The following is a 16922-nucleotide window of genomic DNA, read 5'->3' as shown; positions in this document are numbered from 1 at the left end:
TCAGGACTTGCGCCAGGTGAGCGCCGAGCTCGCCGCATAGTTCCAGACGGCTCCCATGATTGCCCCGGCCGTTCCGGCAAACCACCAGTAGGACGGGTCGGCATATATCAGGTTGGCAACGCCGACATTGGCCAGCACACCGACAGAACAGACCGCATAGAAGGTCAGCAGCCCCACCACGGCACGCATGCCGTGAAGACGGCGGTCGCGATAGGTCAGCTGGTTATTGAGGAAGAAATTCGAGGTCATGGCGACAAAGGACGCCGCCGTCTGCCCCATGTTGAATTCCAGACCACCAAGCAGGAACACGCGCAGGGCAATCAGGTGAACGATGAGACCGCTGGCGCCGACCAGTCCGAACATCAGGAAACGGACCGAAATGATGTCGCCGAAATATTTTGCCAGCAGCAGCCCGAAATAGTCGAAGGTCACCAAAGTATCGAGCTTGCTTTCACCGTGCTGGCGCTCGCGGAACGTGAAGGGCAGTTCCTTGATCCGCAGGCTGCCCTTGGCACTGGAAACAAGATCCAGCAGAATCTTGAAACCCTGAGGCGAGAGTTTCGGAGCCAGCGCTTCAGCCTTTTCCCGGCGGATCATGAAGAACCCGCTCATCGGGTCTTCGAGGGTCACATTCAGAAGCTTCTGCGCCAGGGAATTGGCAATGTTGGAGCCCCAGGCGCGTATGCTGGAAAGACCTTCGCCGACCGTGCCGCCGTCAACCTTGCGGCTGGCAACCACCAGATCGGCGTTCCCCGCCTGCAGTTCGGCCAGCATTTTCGGCAGCATGGTCTCGTCATGCTGCAGGTCGGCGTCCATCACCGCCACATAGGGCGCGGAAGAGGCCAGAATGCCTTCGATGCAGGCGCCGGACAGGCCGCGCCGGCCGATGCGGCGGATCACCCGGACACGGGGATCGCTTGCCGCGATCGTGCGCGCAACTTCGGTGGTGCCGTCCGGAGAATTATCGTCAACGACAATGGCTTCCCAGGCAATGCCGGCCAGGGTCTTGTCGAGCAGCTCGACCAGAATAGGAATGTTGGCAGCTTCATTGAAGCTGGGCAGGATGACGCTCAGCTCGGCGGATTGCCGTGCCATGCCCTTATGAGCCCCTGCTCCATCTTCGCCGGCATTCCCGTCTGCCACGCGCACCACACTGTCCATTCTCGATCCGTTCTGCCCGTCTTTGCCGGCATTTTCCAAGCCGGCTCTGCCATTTCCCGCAAGTGGCGCGGACCATAGCCCCATAGAGATTAAATACAAGGAAAGACAGAAGGGAAATCCGCGCTGCGCACCGGCTGCAACTGCGTGTTCCATGACACGGTGTGTTCTGCCACCTTTGTTCCGGTCCTTTTACTCCGAACTGTGATGCAAACAAGGCATGGCCAGGTGGGAAGCAAAAGAAACGCATCCTATCTGTCTCGGGCCGCACCATCCTTGCCCTAGCGGCCTGTTTCGTCTAGGACATCGGCACCATCACCATGCTGGCGCCCAAGGTTTTTGGCGCGCCTAACCACGACCAAGAATTTCATGGCCAAAAAACCGAACAAATTGAAGGCCCGCCTGCCGCGTGGCTTCGCTGACCGCTCTGCCGAGGATATCCGTGCCACCGACGAGATGATCGGCAAGATCCGGAAGGTCTATGAGCAATACGGCTTCGATCCGGTCGAAACGCCCGCTTTTGAATATACCGACTGCCTCGGCAAGTTTCTGCCCGACACCGACCGGCCCAATGCCGGTGTCTTTTCCGTGCAGGACGAGGACGAGCAATGGATGAGCCTGCGCTATGACCTGACGGCGCCGCTCGCCCGTCATGTCTCGGAAAACATCAACGAGATCCAGTTGCCCTACCGGACCTACCGGGCCGGCTGGGTGTTCCGCAATGAAAAGCCCGGCCCCGGCCGGTTCCGCCAGTTCATGCAGTTCGACGCCGACACGGTCGGCGCGCCCGGCGTCCAGGCGGACGCGGAAATGTGCATGATGATGGCCGACACGATGGAAGCCCTCGGCATTCCGCGTGGCGACTATGTCATCCGCGTCAACAACCGCAAGGTTCTGGATGGCGTCCTGGCAGCCATCGGCCTAGGTGGCGAGGAGCATGACGAGCGCCGCCTTACAGTGCTGCGCGCATTGGACAAATTCGACAAGTTCGGAATCGAAGGAGTAAAATTGCTTCTTGGGGATGGCCGCAAAGACGATAGCGGGGACTTCACGCCTGGCGCCAAACTCAGCGCTGAACAGGTTGAACTGGTTCTGTCGATCTTTGAGCTACAAATTGAGGATACCGACGGAGACCGCATTTCCGTTCAGAATGCTTCCAAAAAAATCGAAGAACTTGACGAGTCCGGTCTGTATCACGATGGCCTAAGTCAGCTTTCGGATCTCAACCGGTTGGTCAGAGCCAGCGGATATGCCGAGAACCGGATCAAAATCGATCCCTCGGTCGTCCGCGGACTTGAGTATTACACCGGTACAGTCTTCGAAGCTGAACTGCTGTTCGACGTTACCAACGAAAAGGGCGACGTCGTCCAGTTCGGGTCCGTCGGCGGAGGCGGGCGTTATGATGGCCTGGTAAAACGCTTCACCGGTCGTGACGTGCCGGCCACCGGATTTTCGATGGGCGTCTCCCGCCTGATGACCGCACTGAAGAACCTCGGCAAGCTCGGCACCGCCGACGTGGTGGCACCGGTTCTGGTCACCGTAATGGACGGCGATGTTGCTGCGCTCGGCCGCTACCAGAAGATGGTTCAGGATCTCAGGGCAGCCGGTATCCGTGCCGAGATGTACCAGGGCAACTGGAAGAAATTCGGCAATCAGCTGAAATATGCTGACCGGCGCAATTGTCCGGTCGCGATCATCCAGGGCTCGGACGAGCGCGAGGCCGGCGAGATCCAGGTCAAAGATCTGATCGAGGGCAAGCGCCTGTCGGAAGAAATCACCGACAACATCACCTGGCGCGAGAGCCGTCCGGCTCAGGTTACTGTCAAGGAAGCAGAACTGATCGAAACCGTTCGCTCGATCCTGAACGGTCAGGCGGACGACCGCCAACGGGCAAGCGAGGCCTGAAGTCAATGGGAACGGCGCAGATGAACGGATTGGATCCGGCTAAAGTTGACGCGGTGCTAGACCTGTTCTGCGCGGCAGGCCATGCGCAAGTCAGCCCGCCGATCCTGCAGCCGGCCGACGTTTTTCTCGACCTGACCGGCGAGGACATCCGCCGCCGTCTGTTCCTGACCAACGGGACGGATGGTGCCGACCTGTGTCTGCGCCCGGACTTTACCATTCCGGTCTGCCGCCATCACCTGGCCAACACCAAGGCGACGTTGCCCGCAGCCTATTGTTACAACGGGCCAGTGTTCCGTCAGCGGAAGGATGGACTTGGCGAAATCCCGCAGCTCGGCGCGGAAAGCCTCGGCCGCACGGACACGGCCGAAGCCGATGCCGATCTTCTGGCACTTTCCGTCAAGGCGCTCGAGACATTCGGGCTTCAGGACAGCCTGATCCGGATCGGTGACGAGACGATTTTCGCGGCGATCCTGGAAGGCCTCGACTTGCCGACCGTCTGGCGCCGGCGCCTGCGTGACCTCTTTGGCGAGACAGACCGCCTGAATGCCGCCATCGGCCGCATGGCCGGCGGCGCGGCCACCGAAGACGACAGCCGCGACGTTCGTCTCGGTTTCCTGTCCGCCCTGGAGGGGGCTGACCCGGAAGCCGCACATGCAGTTGTCGAGGACCTTCTGTCGATTGCCGGCATCTCGGCAGTCGGCGGGCGCACACCAAGCGAAATTGCCGACCGGTTCCTCGAACAGGCCGCTTTGGCCCGCGGGGCGCGCGGTCATGACAGGGCTGCCGAAACGCTGACGGCCTATCTCTCCCTGAAAGCCGATGGCGAAAGCGCCCCTCAGGTTCTGCGCGCCTTTGCCGCCGAATTCGGCCTTGGCCTCGACACGCCAATTGCCGCCTTCGAACAGCGCCTCGCCGCCATCGCAGCCAAGGGAATTCCCGTGTCCCGGCTGAGGTTTGCCGCCGAGTTCGGCCGGCGCCTGGACTATTACTCCGGCTTCGTCTTTGAGATCCACGCCACCGGCAAGGATGTGGGCGGCCCCCTTGTGGGCGGCGGCCGCTATGACAAGCTGGTTACCCTGCTGGGCGCTGAAACGGATGTTCCGGCCATCGGCTTTTCCATGTGGCTGGACCGGATTGCAGCGAGTGTTGAAGCATGAGCAAACTGATTATTGCCATCCCGTCCAAGGGCCGTCTGCAGGAAAACACCCACGACTTCTTTGGCCGGGCCGGTCTGAAAGTCCTGCAGCCGGGTGGCGCACGCAATTACCGGGGCGCCATCAAGGGCCTGCCCAATGTCGAGATCGCATTCCTGTCGGCCTCCGAGATCGCGCGGGCGCTGTCTGATGGCGACGTGCATTTCGGCATCACCGGTCTCGACCTGGTTCATGAAAACATCACCGATCCGGACAGCACGGTTCACATCGTCACGCCGCTCGGCTTTGGACCGGCGGATGTGGTGGTCGCCGTGCCCAAGGCGTGGATCGACGTTGAAACCATGGCGGACCTGTCCGACGTCGCATCCGATTTCAGGAGCCGTCACGGCAGCCGTCTTCGGGTCGCCACCAAATATGTCAACCTGACCCGGTCCTATTTTGCCGGGCACGGCATCGCCGACTACCGGATCGTGGAAAGCGCCGGAGCGACCGAGGGCGCACCGGCGGCAGGCTCTGCCGAACTGATCGTCGACATCACCACCACCGGCTCGACGCTTCAGGCCAACAACCTGAAGATCCTTGCCGACGGTGTCATGCTGAAGAGCCAGGCCAATCTCGTCGCATCGCTCAATGCCGACTGGTCGGAAACCGCATTGACCGCCGCCCGCGCCATCCTGGACCGGATTGCCGCCGAGGAGGCCGCGCGTGACGTCAAGCTGGTCAAGGCCGTCGTCGACGACCGGACGCAGGCGCTGCGCGCTGTCAGCAAGGTCGGTGCTCTGCAGCGTTTTACCGACAAGGACGATGCACACCATGTCAGCGTCCTCTGCCCGAAGGACGCCGTCGCCGACTGTGCCCAGCTGCTGATTGCCGAAGGGGCGGACACGGTTACGGTGGAAACGCTGGACTACGTGTTCTCAAAGGAAAACCGCCTGTTCGCGCCGCTGAAGATGAAAGTGGGCGAGCCCTCAGGAACCTGAGACACGTGCAATCCGCAGATCGCTGAAGCACCGTTGAACAGGACTGCAACTACAATTTCCTGTTGAACTCGTCGGTGAACCCGAACAAAGTTCTTTTCATTAAGACTTTTCCGGGTGGGGCCGAAAATATGAAATTCAGAATTCTTTTTGGTGTCCTGATGGTGGCGTTAGCGCTTTCGGGATGCCGGTCTTTGACCGCCAATGAGAAGAACTTTACCTCCAGAATCTATGCCGGGCAGCTCAACACCGGCAAGATAGAGATCTATTCACCTGGCCAGTCTTCCAAAGACTCAAACGACAGGCTCAAGGGAACACTTGCCAAGGAAATTGCGCAGACAAAGTCCCTAAAACGCACAGGCCTGACCAATTCGGAACTCCTGGAAAGGGCCTCGGCTGAACTGCGCAGCAGACCCGAAGCACTGGTGATCCACAACCGCATCTATTACAAATCGGGCTCCTATCGAGCCGACTTTGCGGAAGGTTTTCCAACACGCGTGCGCGTGGACGAACTGGGTTTGCTCGCCCACGAAATCATGCATGTCTGGCAGTATCAGAACCGGGACAGGACGGGCTTTACACTGCTGGCAGTCGCCATGGAACATGTCCGGTTTCGTGATCCTTATGCCTATACCATCGTTCCCGGCAAGCGCTTCCTGAGTTACCGCTTCGAGCAGCAGGGCAAGATGGTCCAGGATTATGTTGTGTTGTCCTATTCTCAGCCGAACTCAGCCAAACTGAAGAGCCTGCGCAATCTGCTCTCGGAAGAGTTCGACCTGAAGGTTCTCAACGAGACCTTGCTGGCCCGGGCCGAATAGGTCAGCTCAAGATCCGGACTTTTTCCGTGGCCGCTTGAAAGCCGCCCTTGCCGCTTCGACTTCTTCGCGGCAAAAACACCCCTCCAGGTGATCGTTGACCATGCCCATGGATTGCATGAACGCATAGACGGTGGTCGGGCCGACGAAGCTCCAGCCGCGTTTTTTCAGGTCCTTCGACAAGGCGGTGCTTTCCGCTGTCTTGCCGAGTGTGCGGGCGGTGGCGAAGTCAATTTTCTCCGGCCGGTTCTCCGGTTTCGGCTCGTAGGCCCAGAAATAGGCCGCAAGCGAGCCAAACTCGTCTCGCAGTTCCAGGGCGCGTCTGGCGTTGTTAATCGTCGATTCGATCTTCTTGCGGTGCCTGACGATGCTGGCGTCAGCGAGACACCGCTCAACATCAGCTTCCGTGAATTTGGCGACCTGTTCAAACTCGAAATTCGCGAATGCGGCCCGAAATCCCTCGCGTTTACGCAGGATCGTCAGCCAGGACAGCCCGGACTGGAAGCCTTCCAGGCAGATTTTCTCGAACAGGCGCCGGTCATCGTCAACCGGCCAGCCCCATTCCGTGTCATGATAACGCTGGTAATCCTCCAGATCCCCGGGCCACCAGCACCTTGTCTTCCCATCGCTTCCGGTGATGAGCCCTGTTTCAGGATCACGCTCTGCCTTTGCTGCCGGTTTGTTGTCTGCCATGATCCGCCTCGATATTCACTCTTTGTTCTTCTGTTGGTAGCGAGTCCGGCCTGTCGAGGCAAGTGCAAATCTGCTAGCTGCTGAAAACAAAAACCCGGCCAGTTGGCCGGGTTCCGAAACGGGACTGTGGGACAGTTAAGCGAACAGGGCGTCGATATCGTCCTGCGTTGCCACATCGACATCGCTTTCCAGCGCAGGGCCATTGAGAAGGGCCGCATCGCCTTCCTTCAGGTCGCGCTCTTCCAGTTCAATGTCCTTGAAGGTTTCGATGCCGCCCCAGATGTCCATCATCTGGATGATGCGGTCTTCGACAAAACGCAGGGTCGACACCACCTTGGTGATGCGCTGACCGGTCAGGTCCTGGAAGTTACAGGCTTCGAAAATCTGAACGACCTTGTCCTGAATGTCATTGGCCAGCTCAGCATCGTCCTTGTCGATCCGCGCAGACAGCGTATTGGCGGTTTCATCGATGAATTCGGCCGCTGAAAGAATGTTTTCCGTCGCGCCTTCCGTTCCGATAACGACAGCATCCAGCTCGTTGGTCACCCGGGTCATCTCTTCGCCTTTGGAACCCGTGGTCTGGTGCAGCGTCGCGATTTCCTTTTTGGTCTGGGCAATCGCTTCATACATCGCATCCAGCTCGACCTTGAGCTTGGCTGCCTCGGAGAGCTCCTTGCGGAACTCGCTCATGAACTTCTGGCTCATGGCTTCCGGGTCGAGCGCATTTTGTTGCTCGCCGTCACCGCTCTTGATCATCGCTCTCAGGCTGGCGATCTCTGCCATGACTTCCTGGTGGCGGCGTTCCTCTCTAAAGGCGGGGTCTTCACTCGCCCCGGCGTTCATTCGTATCAAGCTTTCCGCTCGAAAGGATCTCTTCACCGCGGCCATGCCTACTCCCGTCCCCAGCCCTGACAGGCTTTCTTAAATCGCAATATGTTCCAGCTATAACAGGGGAAGTTTAAAGAATTGTTTTTCCGATGCTTGATGCATCTGACAGGGCCATTTGCCCTTTGGTAACGGTTTCTTGGCTTTCCTCTCTCGGGTGTTTTGGCTATCTTCCGATCCATGGATTGGCAATCCCGCCAGGCGCATGTCCGGGGCCACGATTTGCAGCCCCTTCGGTTTCTAACGGTGTATTGACCTCTATGTCCTTGATGCGTTGTTTCCTGGCTTGTCTCCTACTCTTCTTCGCCTCCGTCACGCTGCCTAGCGCCGCGTCGGCAAACGATTCCTTCACAACGGAGGAATTGCTCGAGGGTTTCGAAAAGACGGTGTTCGGCCTGGAGTACCGCAGCTGGAGCTGGCGCCCCTATCTGGTGAAGAAATTCACACAGCCGGTCCTGTTTTACGTCCATAACCTGTCGTCACGCGACCGTACCAAAATGGTCCGACGGTTCGTGCGAGAAATCGGCAATCGCATCGGCGGACTCACCACCGGCATCACGAACGATCGCAACGCCGCGAATTTCGAGGTCTATGTCGTCGACCGCGCACAATATGAAGACGTGGTGCGGCGAGACATCTACAAGAACGACCGCGCCCGTGTGCCTGGTCGGTGCCTTGTCCGCGTTGTCTCCGGCCGCAAGGGCATCAAACGGTCTGCAGCCGTGATCGTGTCCGACGAAGGAGAGTTCCTGTTCAAGCGCTGCCTGGTGGAAGAACTGCTGCAGGGCCTTGGCCCGATGAATGACGATGCCGCGCTCATCCACTCCGTCTTTAACGATTCCTCGCGCCACAGCCGTTTTACCGTGTTCGACCAGATTATCTTGAACATGCTTTACGATCCGCGGATCAAACCGGGCATGTCCATGAAACAGACCAAGGACATCCTGCCGCTTGTCGTGCGCGATGCCCGTCGGCGGGTGCGTTAACCAAGGAATCCTAGAAAGCACAGCGGATTCAATCCGCTCCGAAATCGTTAACCAAACGACTTCGATCCGGTTAGGCTTTCTATTAAGGCTGTTCTTCAACAAAGAACTAACCATAAGAAAAGATTACCTGAATTCTCTATGCCGGATTCACGTTTGACTGAAGGTGGCCGCTTATCATCCTTGCCAATCCGTTAACCGGCAGCCGTGGACACTCTCCTGGCTGCTGAACGTGGTCGATGAAAAGTTTGTGAGTGCTGCCATGTTCTTTTTGCGTTCAATACCATCAAAGGCAATTGCCTTGACCGGTGCTTTTGTGATTGCCGCGAGCCTTTCGGGCGTGCTCGAGGCCTCTGCCCAGACCGCTCCGCCGCCCCTTGTCCTGAGCCCGAACCTGACCGAACCCTGGATGCTGCAACTGCAACCACGGGTGCAGCGGCGCTCGACCGCGACCCGCTATCAGTTCCGGCAGGTCCCGCAGCAACAGCAGCAGCGCCAGGTGCGCCGGACCAGCTGGTGGGCACCGCGCCAGCAGCAGCCGGTCCGACAACAGCAGCAGCGGGTTCGCCAGCCGCAGTCGCGCCAGATCGCACCGCAATTCCTGCCGACGGTGGTCGACTATGACGGCCCGCACAAGGCAGGCACGATCGTCATCGATACCAATGCCCGCTTCCTCTATCTGGTGCAGAATGACGGCACGGCCCGCCGCTACGGCGTCGGCGTCGGCAAACCCGGTTTTGAATGGGCAGGTACGCACAAGATCACCCGCAAGGCGGAATGGCCGGACTGGCGCCCGCCCGCAGAAATGCGCAAACGCCGGCCGGACCTGCCGGTCTTCATGGCAGGCGGACCGGACAACCCGCTCGGCGCCCGGGCGCTCTATCTCGGTTCCACGCTCTACCGCATTCACGGCTCCAACCAGCCCTGGACCATCGGCCATGCGGTCTCCTCCGGCTGCATCCGCATGCGCAACGAGGACGTCACAGACCTTTATGAGCGGGTGAAGGTCGGCACGCGGGTCTATGTGATCTAGGATCAAGACCTCTGGGCGAGCCCGCCAAACAGCTTTAAGACAAACGCGCGGCGTGCCGCGCGTTTGTCATTTCAGCCCCTCACTTGCGCGCAACGTCAATTCTTTGCAGGCTTGGACAAGAAGCACGCCGACTCAGCAACGCGTGCGGTTGGTTCCTCACCCCGGCGGGCGGCATGGCAGACCCTTCCAGTTCCTCAAGCGCAAGATCCGATGCGGCCTATTTTCTGAAAGCGGCGCTGGTCGGACTGCTGGTCGGCGCTCTGGCCACCGGTTTCCACACCGGCCTTGAATTCCTGTTTGCCCAATATTCTTCCCTTCGTGCAGCGCTCGGCCCTGGCCTCCTGCCCTATGCGGTTTCCGTCGTGATCTCCGCGCTCTGCGTCACCGGAGCGTTTTTGCTGGTGCAACGGGTCGCTCCGGAAGCTGCCGGCAGTGGCATTCAGGAAATCGAAGGCGCCATGGAGGACAAGCGTCCGCTGCGCCCGGTTCTGGTTCTGATTGCCAAATTCTTCGGTGGGCTGCTCGCACTGGGATCCGGCCTGGTGCTCGGCCGCGAAGGCCCCACCATTCACATGGGCGCCATGACCGCAGAGGCGATTTCCCGCTCCCGTCCGCTGACATCTGCCGAGCACAAGGGCTTGCTCGCGGCTGGGGCCGCGGCCGGTTTGGCAGCCGCTTTCAACGCTCCCCTTGCCGCGATCCTGTTCATTGTCGAAGAAACGCGGCGGCAGTTTCCCTTTGGTTACCGCACCTATATGGCCGTGATCATCGCCTCGATCCTGAGTGCCGCGGTCACCGAACAGCTCACCGGCATCGGTCCGCCATTGCTTGTGGAAGTCGATTATGTCCCGGTTTGGAGCTTCTCGCTTCTGGCCGTGCTCGGCATCCTTCTCGGCGGCCTCGGCGTTTTCTTCAACAGGGCGCTGATCACCGTCATGGATCTTTTCCTGAAGATCCCGCGCGGCCTGCGCTGGGTGCCGGCGCTCGCGGTCGGCGCGGTAACCGGTATCCTGCTCAATGCCTTTCCCGATGCCACCGGCGGCGGTGAAGATCTGGTGCATGACCTGATCGTCAACCACTACGGCATCATGGCCCTGCTTCTGTTGACCGTCTTGCGGTTCGGTGGCGTCCTGTTTTCCTACGCCTCCGGTGTACCGGGCGGCATTTTTGCCCCCATGCTGTCCATTGCCACCTGCGCAGGCCTGGCGTTTGGAGTTGCCTCGGTCGAATTTCTGCCGGTCGACGACGATTTCCGCTCGGCCTGCGCCGTCGCCGCCATGGGCGGGTTCTTCGCCGCCTCGGTTCGTGCACCGCTGGTCGGCGTTGTGCTGGTGATGGAACTCACCGGCGCCTATGCGCTGATCATGCCGGTTCTGGTCACCTGCACCACAGCCTCTCTCACCGCCCATCACCTGGGTGGCCGGCCGATCTACGAAGAACTTCTGGAGCGGACGCTCAGGCTGGCCGGCGAGTTGCCGGACCAACCCCCGGACAAGACACCGGTCCAATTGGGAACGCGCGAAAGTTAGAGCCTTTGTCCGTCACCCCTATTCGGCGGCCTGCTGCGCCATGCGAACGGAGGTCACCGCTTCCGGTTCCGGGCCGCCATAGACCCAATCGAGCAGCTCGGCCGTGTGCAGGATCGGGATCCCGGTGCCGAGGCCGATCTGGGTCATGCAGCCGATATTGCCGGTGGCGATCAGATCCGGCTTCGTGCTCTCGATATTGGCAACCTTGCGGTCACGCAGTCGGCGGGCAATTTCCGGCTGCAGAATATTGTAGGTGCCTGCCGAACCGCAGCACAAATGGCCTTCAGGTACATCCTTCACCCGAAACCCTGCCGCCTTCAGAAGATCCTTGGGCTGGCGGGTGATCTTCTGACCATGCTGCATCGAACACGCAGAGTGATAGGCCACGGTCAGCCCCGGCTCGATGTCAGGTGTCCCGAGCTCAATGTCGCTCAGGAACTCCGTGATGTCCCGGGAAAGCTTGGAGACCTTGTCCGCCTTTTCGGCATAGGCCGGGTCTTCCCGCAGCATGAAGCCGTAGTCCTTGATGGTCGTGCCACAACCGGACGCCGTGATTAGGATGGCATCGAGGCCTTCGCCTTCGGCTTCCGCCATCCAGGCATCGACGTTGCGGCGGGCATTTTCCAGCGACGCCTCTTCCTTGCCCATGTGGTGGACAAGCGCGCCACAGCAGACCTCCCCCTTCGGCAGGACAATCTCGTAACCCGCCCGCTTCAACAGCCGGATCGTGGCATCGTTGATGCCCGGATTGAGCACCGGCTGGGCGCAGCCGCTCAGGAGCGCCACACGTCCCTTGCGCGTTCCTGTCTCGGCCTGAAAGACGCCCGGTCCTTCCAGCTGCCCCCGCATCGGAGCGCGGGCAGGTGCAAGTTCCAGCATTGCCCCGATCTTCGCCAGTGGACCACCGAGGGCTTTCAGGGCACCGGCAAGAGGCCGGCCGAAAAACGCCCCGATCAGCGCCATGCGGAAACGTTTCGGATAGGGAAGGACAAAGGCAAGAACACCACGCATCAGCCGGTCTGACAGCGGGCGCTTGTAGGTTTTTTCAATGTGAACACGGGCATGGTCGACCAGATGCATGTAATGCACTCCGGAAGGACAGGTGGTCATGCAGGCCAGACAGGACAGGCACCGGTCGATATGCTTGACGATCTTTTCGTCCGCCGGCCGGTCATTCTCCAGCATGTCCTTGATGAGATAGATACGGCCGCGAGGGCTGTCGAGCTCGTCTCCAAGCAGAGTGAATGTCGGACAGGTTGCCGTGCAGAAACCGCAATGCACGCATTTGCGCAGGATCTTTTCAGATTCTGCAACATGCGTGTCTTTCAACTGTTCTGCAGTGAAATTGGTCTGCATCGCCGCTTGCGTCCCCCTGCCCGGTCAACCGGGATCCTCCCGTCTGCTGTGGCGCGAATCGTACGGCCCCGCCAGGGGCCGCACAAGGCGACTTTCGGGCACAAGGGTTTTGCAGAAGCAGAAAAACTGATCTGCCTGGCAGCCGCGTCAACCTTTTCCATCTCCCGAAGTGCCAAGCGCGCCTCAGGAAACGGAAACTCCTGACCCTAGAACAGCCACGTCTCGGGATTTGGTACGGCTTCGTTGCGACCGGCCAGCTGCATGCCCTTGATACAGCGCACGATCATCCAGACCAGTACGAGCAGAATGAGCAAGAACCCGATCAGGATAACGGTCAAAAGCGCACTGACGATCCCGAACAGAAGGCCAATCCAGAAGGTGCGGATCTGGTAGGTGTAATGGCTGTCGACCCAGGAAGAATTCTGCCCCCGGTTCAGATAGGCGAAGATAACGCCGACAATCGCCGTGAACGGAACGATTATATTGGCAAGATAGAGAATGTAGATAAGGGTGGCGTTCTTGCCGCCTGGTTCAAAATAACCTGCAACATCGGATTTTTGTTCCATCACTGAACTCCGCTAAAAAGAATGGCTCAAGGCCCCTACCCACTCCCAGACTACATCCCGGTGACCATACGTCCAGGGTTTAACACCCCTTTCGGGTCAAATTGCTCCTTCAGCCGACGCGACAGAGCCGCCAGGGGCGCCGGTTGCGGCTGAAACACATCCAGATTGGACCGGGTTGAGGCATCCGCGCGGACCAGCGTGGCATGCCCGCCACCGACAGCGTCCAGGGCCATGCGGATCTTGGCCTGATGCGTGTCACCATCCGTGCAGGTCAACCAGACCAGGCCGCCGCTCCAGTCGTAAATCGCATCCAGCTCAATCGCCGCCTTCAGTCTCGCCACCAGCTGCGGGCCAGCCGTTGGAGCGACGGAAATGCGCCAGACCGGCGTTGACCGCTTTGCAAAAAACGCCAGGTCGCGCACGTCTTTCCAGAGCTTGTCCGTCTCGTCCCGGTTCAGGCTCTCATGCGTGCCATAACCGCCCAACAGCTCCTTCAGGGTCTTCAGCCTGTAGTCGACCGAGGACTGGAAACCTTCAAGGCGCAATAAAGTTCTGCTGCGGTCACCCTCCACCCAGGACGGCAGGTGAGCCGCACCGGAGACCTCCGCCGAGGAGCCCATGGCTTCACACAACGCCTTGACGCCGTCCAGATCGTCCAGTCCCGTCAGAACGAAGGTGACCGCGGTTTCCGGCTTCGGATTGACCTTGAGCGTGACACTGGTGGCAACCGCAAGAGTGCCGTAGGAGCCACACAATGTCCGTGGCAGATCATACCCGGTGACGTTCTTGACCACCTTGCCGCCGGAGCGGAAGATTTCACCACGGCCCGAGACCGCTTCCATACCCAGGACATGGTCGCGCGCTGCCCCGGCCCTTATTCGCCTCGGACCGGACAGGTTTGCGGCAAGCACCCCACCGATCGTGCCCTTGCCGGCGGGCTTGCCGAAAAGCGGGCCGTAATCCATCGGCTCGAAGGACAGCTCCTGGCCGTTGTCGTCGACCAGTTTTTCCACCTCCGCAATCGGTGTGCCGGCCTTGACCGTCAACACCAGCTCAGCCGGCTCATAGCTTTCAACGCCGCTGAGCCCGGAAAGGTCCAGCACATGGGCAGACTGGACCGGCCGTCCGAGGTCCCGCTTGGAGCCTTGTCCGACGATTTCCAGCGGCTGATCTTCTGCCGCGGCCCAGCGGACAGCATCCTCGACATCTTGTGCGCTTTGCGGTTTCAGGGTCGCTTCCATGCCGCCTCCTCAGAACCGCGGAATATCTGGAAAGGGCAGCTGGCCCTTGTGCACATGCATCTTGCCGAGTTCGGCACAGCGATGCAGCACCGGAAAGACCTTGCCCGGGTTGAGCAGGTGCTTTTCATCAAACGCGCACTTGACCCGCTGCTGCTGCTTGAGATCGGCCTCGGAGAACATGTCCGTCATCAGGTCGCGCTTCTCGATGCCGACGCCGTGTTCACCGGTCAGGACACCGCCAACCTCGACACAGAGCCGCAGAATATCGGCGCCGAAGGCCTCAGCCGCATCCAGTTCTCCCGGTTTGTTCGCATCATAAAGGATCAGCGGATGCAGGTTGCCGTCACCTGCGTGAAAGACGTTGGCAACACCAAGGCCGTGCTTGTCTGCCAGTTCGCGCATGCGGGCCAGAACCTTTGGCAGCTCCCGGCGCGGTATGGTTCCGTCCATGCACAGATAGTCCGGAGAGATGCGGCCAACCGCAGGAAACGCTGCCTTGCGCCCCGCCCAGAAGGTCATGCGCTCCTCTTCGCTTTCCGAGACCCGCAGATGGCTGGCGGCATTGGCCCTGGCGATCTCCTCGACCCGCCCGATCAGGTAGTCGACCTCGCCTTCCGGACCGTCCAGCTCCACGATCAACAAGGCTTCAACGTCTCTTGGATAGCCGGCATTGACGAAGTCTTCGGCTGCGTGAATGGCGGGTTTGTCCATCATTTCCATGCCGCCCGGGATGATACCGGCGGCAATGATGTCGGCGACACAGCGCCCACCGTCTTCGCTGGTCGGGAAGCCGATCAGGAGCGCGCGCGCCGTTTCCGGTTTCTGCAATATGCGTACGGTGACTTCCGTCACCACCCCCAGCAGGCCTTCGGATCCGGTCATCAGTGCCAGCAGGTCATACCCCTCGCTGTCGAGATGCTTGCCACCCAGGCGGATCACTTCGCCATTGATCAGTACCATTTCCAGGCCGAGCACATTGTTCGTGGTCAGACCGTATTTCAGGCAATGCACCCCGCCGGAGTTTTCGGCGATGTTGCCACCGATGGAACAGGCAATCTGGGACGAGGGGTCAGGCGCATAATAGAAGCCCTCGTGCTCGACCGCCCGCGTAATGCCAAGATTTGTCACGCCCGGCTGCACCACGACGGCCCGATTGGCATAGTCGATATCCAGAACGGAATTGAACTTCATCATCGACAGCAGAACGCCGTCTTCCAGCGGCAGAGCGCCACCGGACAGGGAGGTACCGGCTCCACGCGGCACGACCTTGACATCATTTTCATAGCAGTATTTGAGCACCTTGGAGACCTGCTCGACCGTCTCTGGCAGTACGACAATCAGCGGCAGCTGACGGTAGGCTGTCAGTGCATCCGTTTCATAGGCGCGCATTTCACGTTCGTCGTGGATCACTCCCTCGCCCGGAACGATCGCCTGCAGGGCGCTCAAAATCTCCTTGCGGCGGGCGATCACGGCCTGATCAGGAGCGGGCATCGCAATGGCTGTCACAAAGAGGACTCCTTCTACGAATTGTTACGTTGATCCAACAGACAGGTCCGACCGTAACATGTCTTGGTAGATCACAGGACCTGCCCAAGTGTGGCAAGTCCTGCGCCGAAGGAAAACGTTCGAACAAGAATAGATATCTTTCTGAGAGATTGAAAATGAGCAATCTGACGGACATGGAGATTTTCGCGAGAGTGGTCAGCGCAGGCAGCATGTCCGCTGCCGGACGCGAAATGAGCCTGTCTCCTGCTGTGGTGTCAAAGCGCATTCGACGGCTCGAGGAAAAACTTGGGACACGCCTTCTGCAAAGAACCACGCGCCAGATTGCCATGACGGAAGCCGGACAGGGCTTCTTCGAGCGCGTGGTCGCGATCCTCGCCTCCGTCGAAGAAGCCGAGTCTTTCGTCACGCGAGGATCGGCCAAGGCACGGGGCAATCTGAAAGTCGCCGTTCCGACTTCATTCGGACGGCTGCATATTGCTCCTCACCTCGGCACCTTCCTGACGAAAAATCCGGATCTGTCGGTCAATCTCGATCTGTCCGACGACTTTGTTGATATCGTTGGAGACGGCTACGACCTTGCAATCCGGATCGCGGAACTGTCGGATTCCAGCCTGGTTGCGCGGCGTCTTGCCCCGGTTCACCGGATCCTGTGCGCCAGCCCGGATTATGTCGCAAAACACGGCGAACCAACCAGCATCGAAGACCTCACGGCCAACCATGTCACACTTGCGGCGACCAATCAGGATCCATGGCGGCTGCTGGGACCAAGCGGGATCGAAACCGTTCGGACCCAGGCCCCGGTCAAGACAAACTCCAACGAAGTCGTGCGTGAGTGCCTTTTGGCCGGTGTGGGCATTGCCCTGCGATCGACCTGGGATGTCGGACCCGAATTGCGTGAGGGCAAGCTCCAGATTCTCTTGCCGCAATACAGAGCTTCCAAGGATGTGGGTCTTTATGCCGTCTACCCCAGCCGGCAGTTCCTGCCCGCAAAGGTACGGGTCTTCATTGACTTTCTGGCAGGCCTTTACGGGTCCTCCCCCTATTGGGATTCTGGGCTTGAAAGCTGGCTCAATCCGCCCAGGCAGGCCAGGGCCGTCTGAACTCCCGCAGATTTGACCGAG

15 protein-coding genes are annotated in these 16922 nt (G+C 59.8%); 8 read left to right on the top strand and 7 right to left on the bottom strand.

Features of this window, described 5'->3' with window-relative positions; all coding sequences use genetic code 11:
• A complete protein-coding gene (locus ACO6TG_RS21095; RefSeq protein WP_422378923.1) occupies nt 1-1095 on the bottom strand; it encodes a glycosyltransferase family 2 protein in 1095 nt (364 codons plus the stop codon).
• A 432-nt stretch (nt 1096-1527) separates the two neighbouring features.
• Between ACO6TG_RS21095 and hisS the strand changes: the two genes are divergently transcribed.
• The 4 genes from hisS to ACO6TG_RS21075 all read left to right on the top strand — a co-directional run bounded on the left by hisS (nt 1528) and on the right by ACO6TG_RS21075 (nt 6012).
• Entirely contained in the window at nt 1528-3063 is a 1536-nt protein-coding gene (gene hisS / locus ACO6TG_RS21090) for a histidine--tRNA ligase (protein ID WP_422375007.1), read from the top strand.
• Between the two features lie 20 nt (nt 3064-3083).
• Nucleotides 3084-4220 (top strand): ATP phosphoribosyltransferase regulatory subunit, encoded by a 1137-nt coding sequence (locus tag ACO6TG_RS21085; protein ID WP_422375006.1) that lies wholly within the window; start codon nt 3084-3086, stop codon nt 4218-4220.
• Nucleotides 4217-5197, top strand: coding sequence for an ATP phosphoribosyltransferase (gene hisG, locus ACO6TG_RS21080; RefSeq protein ID WP_422375005.1), 981 nt, complete (start codon nt 4217-4219; stop codon nt 5195-5197). Before ACO6TG_RS21085 ends, hisG begins: the two co-directional genes overlap by 4 nt.
• A 128-nt stretch (nt 5198-5325) precedes the next feature.
• Entirely contained in the window at nt 5326-6012 is a 687-nt protein-coding gene (locus ACO6TG_RS21075; RefSeq protein WP_422375004.1) for a hypothetical protein, read from the top strand.
• Nucleotides 6013-6018: 6 nt separating this feature from the next.
• Here the strand turns inward: ACO6TG_RS21075 and ACO6TG_RS21070 are convergent, their stop codons facing one another.
• Complete coding sequence (locus ACO6TG_RS21070; RefSeq protein ID WP_422375003.1) at nt 6019-6702, bottom strand: DNA-3-methyladenine glycosylase I; 684 nt, start codon at nt 6700-6702, stop codon at nt 6019-6021.
• 135 nt (nt 6703-6837) lie between these two features.
• On the bottom strand, nt 6838-7545 hold the full coding sequence (locus ACO6TG_RS21065) for a protein phosphatase CheZ (RefSeq protein ID WP_422375002.1): 708 nt from the start codon (nt 7543-7545) through the stop codon (nt 6838-6840).
• A gap of 404 nt (nt 7546-7949) precedes the next feature.
• On the opposite strand from ACO6TG_RS21065, the gene ACO6TG_RS21060 reads away from it, so the two are divergent.
• The 3 genes from ACO6TG_RS21060 to clcA all read left to right on the top strand — a co-directional run bounded on the left by ACO6TG_RS21060 (nt 7950) and on the right by clcA (nt 11132).
• Nucleotides 7950-8573 (top strand): DUF2927 domain-containing protein, encoded by a 624-nt coding sequence (locus ACO6TG_RS21060; protein ID WP_422375001.1) that lies wholly within the window; start codon nt 7950-7952, stop codon nt 8571-8573.
• A gap of 259 nt (nt 8574-8832) precedes the next feature.
• Nucleotides 8833-9603 (top strand): L,D-transpeptidase, encoded by a 771-nt coding sequence (locus ACO6TG_RS21055; protein ID WP_422375000.1) that lies wholly within the window; start codon nt 8833-8835, stop codon nt 9601-9603.
• A gap of 173 nt (nt 9604-9776) precedes the next feature.
• On the top strand, nt 9777-11132 hold the full coding sequence (clcA, locus tag ACO6TG_RS21050) for a H(+)/Cl(-) exchange transporter ClcA (protein WP_422374999.1): 1356 nt from the start codon (nt 9777-9779) through the stop codon (nt 11130-11132).
• Nucleotides 11133-11150: 18 nt separating this feature from the next.
• On the opposite strand, the gene glcF is transcribed toward clcA, so the two are convergent.
• The 4 genes from glcF to ACO6TG_RS21030 all read right to left on the bottom strand — a co-directional run bounded on the left by glcF (nt 11151) and on the right by ACO6TG_RS21030 (nt 15786).
• Nucleotides 11151-12488 (bottom strand): glycolate oxidase subunit GlcF, encoded by a 1338-nt coding sequence (gene glcF, locus ACO6TG_RS21045; protein WP_422374998.1) that lies wholly within the window; start codon nt 12486-12488, stop codon nt 11151-11153.
• Between the two features lie 206 nt (nt 12489-12694).
• On the bottom strand, nt 12695-13054 hold the full coding sequence (locus ACO6TG_RS21040; RefSeq protein ID WP_422374997.1) for a DUF4870 family protein: 360 nt from the start codon (nt 13052-13054) through the stop codon (nt 12695-12697).
• A gap of 50 nt (nt 13055-13104) precedes the next feature.
• On the bottom strand, nt 13105-14295 hold the full coding sequence (gene glcE, locus ACO6TG_RS21035) for a glycolate oxidase subunit GlcE (protein WP_422374996.1): 1191 nt from the start codon (nt 14293-14295) through the stop codon (nt 13105-13107).
• 9 nt (nt 14296-14304) lie between these two features.
• Nucleotides 14305-15786: an FAD-linked oxidase C-terminal domain-containing protein gene (locus ACO6TG_RS21030; RefSeq protein WP_422378922.1), complete on the bottom strand. Its 1482-nt coding sequence runs from the start codon at nt 15784-15786 to the stop codon at nt 14305-14307.
• Nucleotides 15787-15956: 170 nt separating this feature from the next.
• On the opposite strand from ACO6TG_RS21030, the gene ACO6TG_RS21025 reads away from it, so the two are divergent.
• The gene (locus ACO6TG_RS21025; RefSeq protein ID WP_422374995.1) at nt 15957-16901 is read left to right on the top strand and encodes a LysR family transcriptional regulator; all 945 of its coding nucleotides are present in this window, start codon (nt 15957-15959) and stop codon (nt 16899-16901) included.
• Nucleotides 16902-16922: the final 21 nt, after the last annotated feature.

Source organism: Roseibium sp. (assembly GCF_965233565.1).
Lineage (GTDB): Bacteria > Pseudomonadota > Alphaproteobacteria > Rhizobiales > Stappiaceae > Roseibium.
Note: the sequence above shows the minus strand (reverse complement) of the source record. Positions and strands in the feature narration are given on the sequence as shown.

Coding starts and splice junctions, on each gene's coding strand:
- ACO6TG_RS21095 (WP_422378923.1), bottom strand. CDS start 1,095: ATGGCACGGCAATCCGCCGAGCTGAGCGTCATCCTGCCCAGCTTCAAT.
- hisS (WP_422375007.1), top strand. CDS start 1,528: ATGGCCAAAAAACCGAACAAATTGAAGGCCCGCCTGCCGCGTGGCTTC.
- ACO6TG_RS21085 (WP_422375006.1), top strand. CDS start 3,084: ATGAACGGATTGGATCCGGCTAAAGTTGACGCGGTGCTAGACCTGTTC.
- hisG (WP_422375005.1), top strand. CDS start 4,217: ATGAGCAAACTGATTATTGCCATCCCGTCCAAGGGCCGTCTGCAGGAA.
- ACO6TG_RS21075 (WP_422375004.1), top strand. CDS start 5,326: ATGAAATTCAGAATTCTTTTTGGTGTCCTGATGGTGGCGTTAGCGCTT.
- ACO6TG_RS21070 (WP_422375003.1), bottom strand. CDS start 6,702: ATGGCAGACAACAAACCGGCAGCAAAGGCAGAGCGTGATCCTGAAACA.
- ACO6TG_RS21065 (WP_422375002.1), bottom strand. CDS start 7,545: ATGAACGCCGGGGCGAGTGAAGACCCCGCCTTTAGAGAGGAACGCCGC.
- ACO6TG_RS21055 (WP_422375000.1), top strand. CDS start 8,833: ATGTTCTTTTTGCGTTCAATACCATCAAAGGCAATTGCCTTGACCGGT.
- clcA (WP_422374999.1), top strand. CDS start 9,777: ATGGCAGACCCTTCCAGTTCCTCAAGCGCAAGATCCGATGCGGCCTAT.
- glcF (WP_422374998.1), bottom strand. CDS start 12,488: ATGCAGACCAATTTCACTGCAGAACAGTTGAAAGACACGCATGTTGCA.
- ACO6TG_RS21040 (WP_422374997.1), bottom strand. CDS start 13,054: ATGGAACAAAAATCCGATGTTGCAGGTTATTTTGAACCAGGCGGCAAG.
- glcE (WP_422374996.1), bottom strand. CDS start 14,295: ATGGAAGCGACCCTGAAACCGCAAAGCGCACAAGATGTCGAGGATGCT.
- ACO6TG_RS21030 (WP_422378922.1), bottom strand. CDS start 15,786: ATGCCCGCTCCTGATCAGGCCGTGATCGCCCGCCGCAAGGAGATTTTG.
- ACO6TG_RS21025 (WP_422374995.1), top strand. CDS start 15,957: ATGAGCAATCTGACGGACATGGAGATTTTCGCGAGAGTGGTCAGCGCA.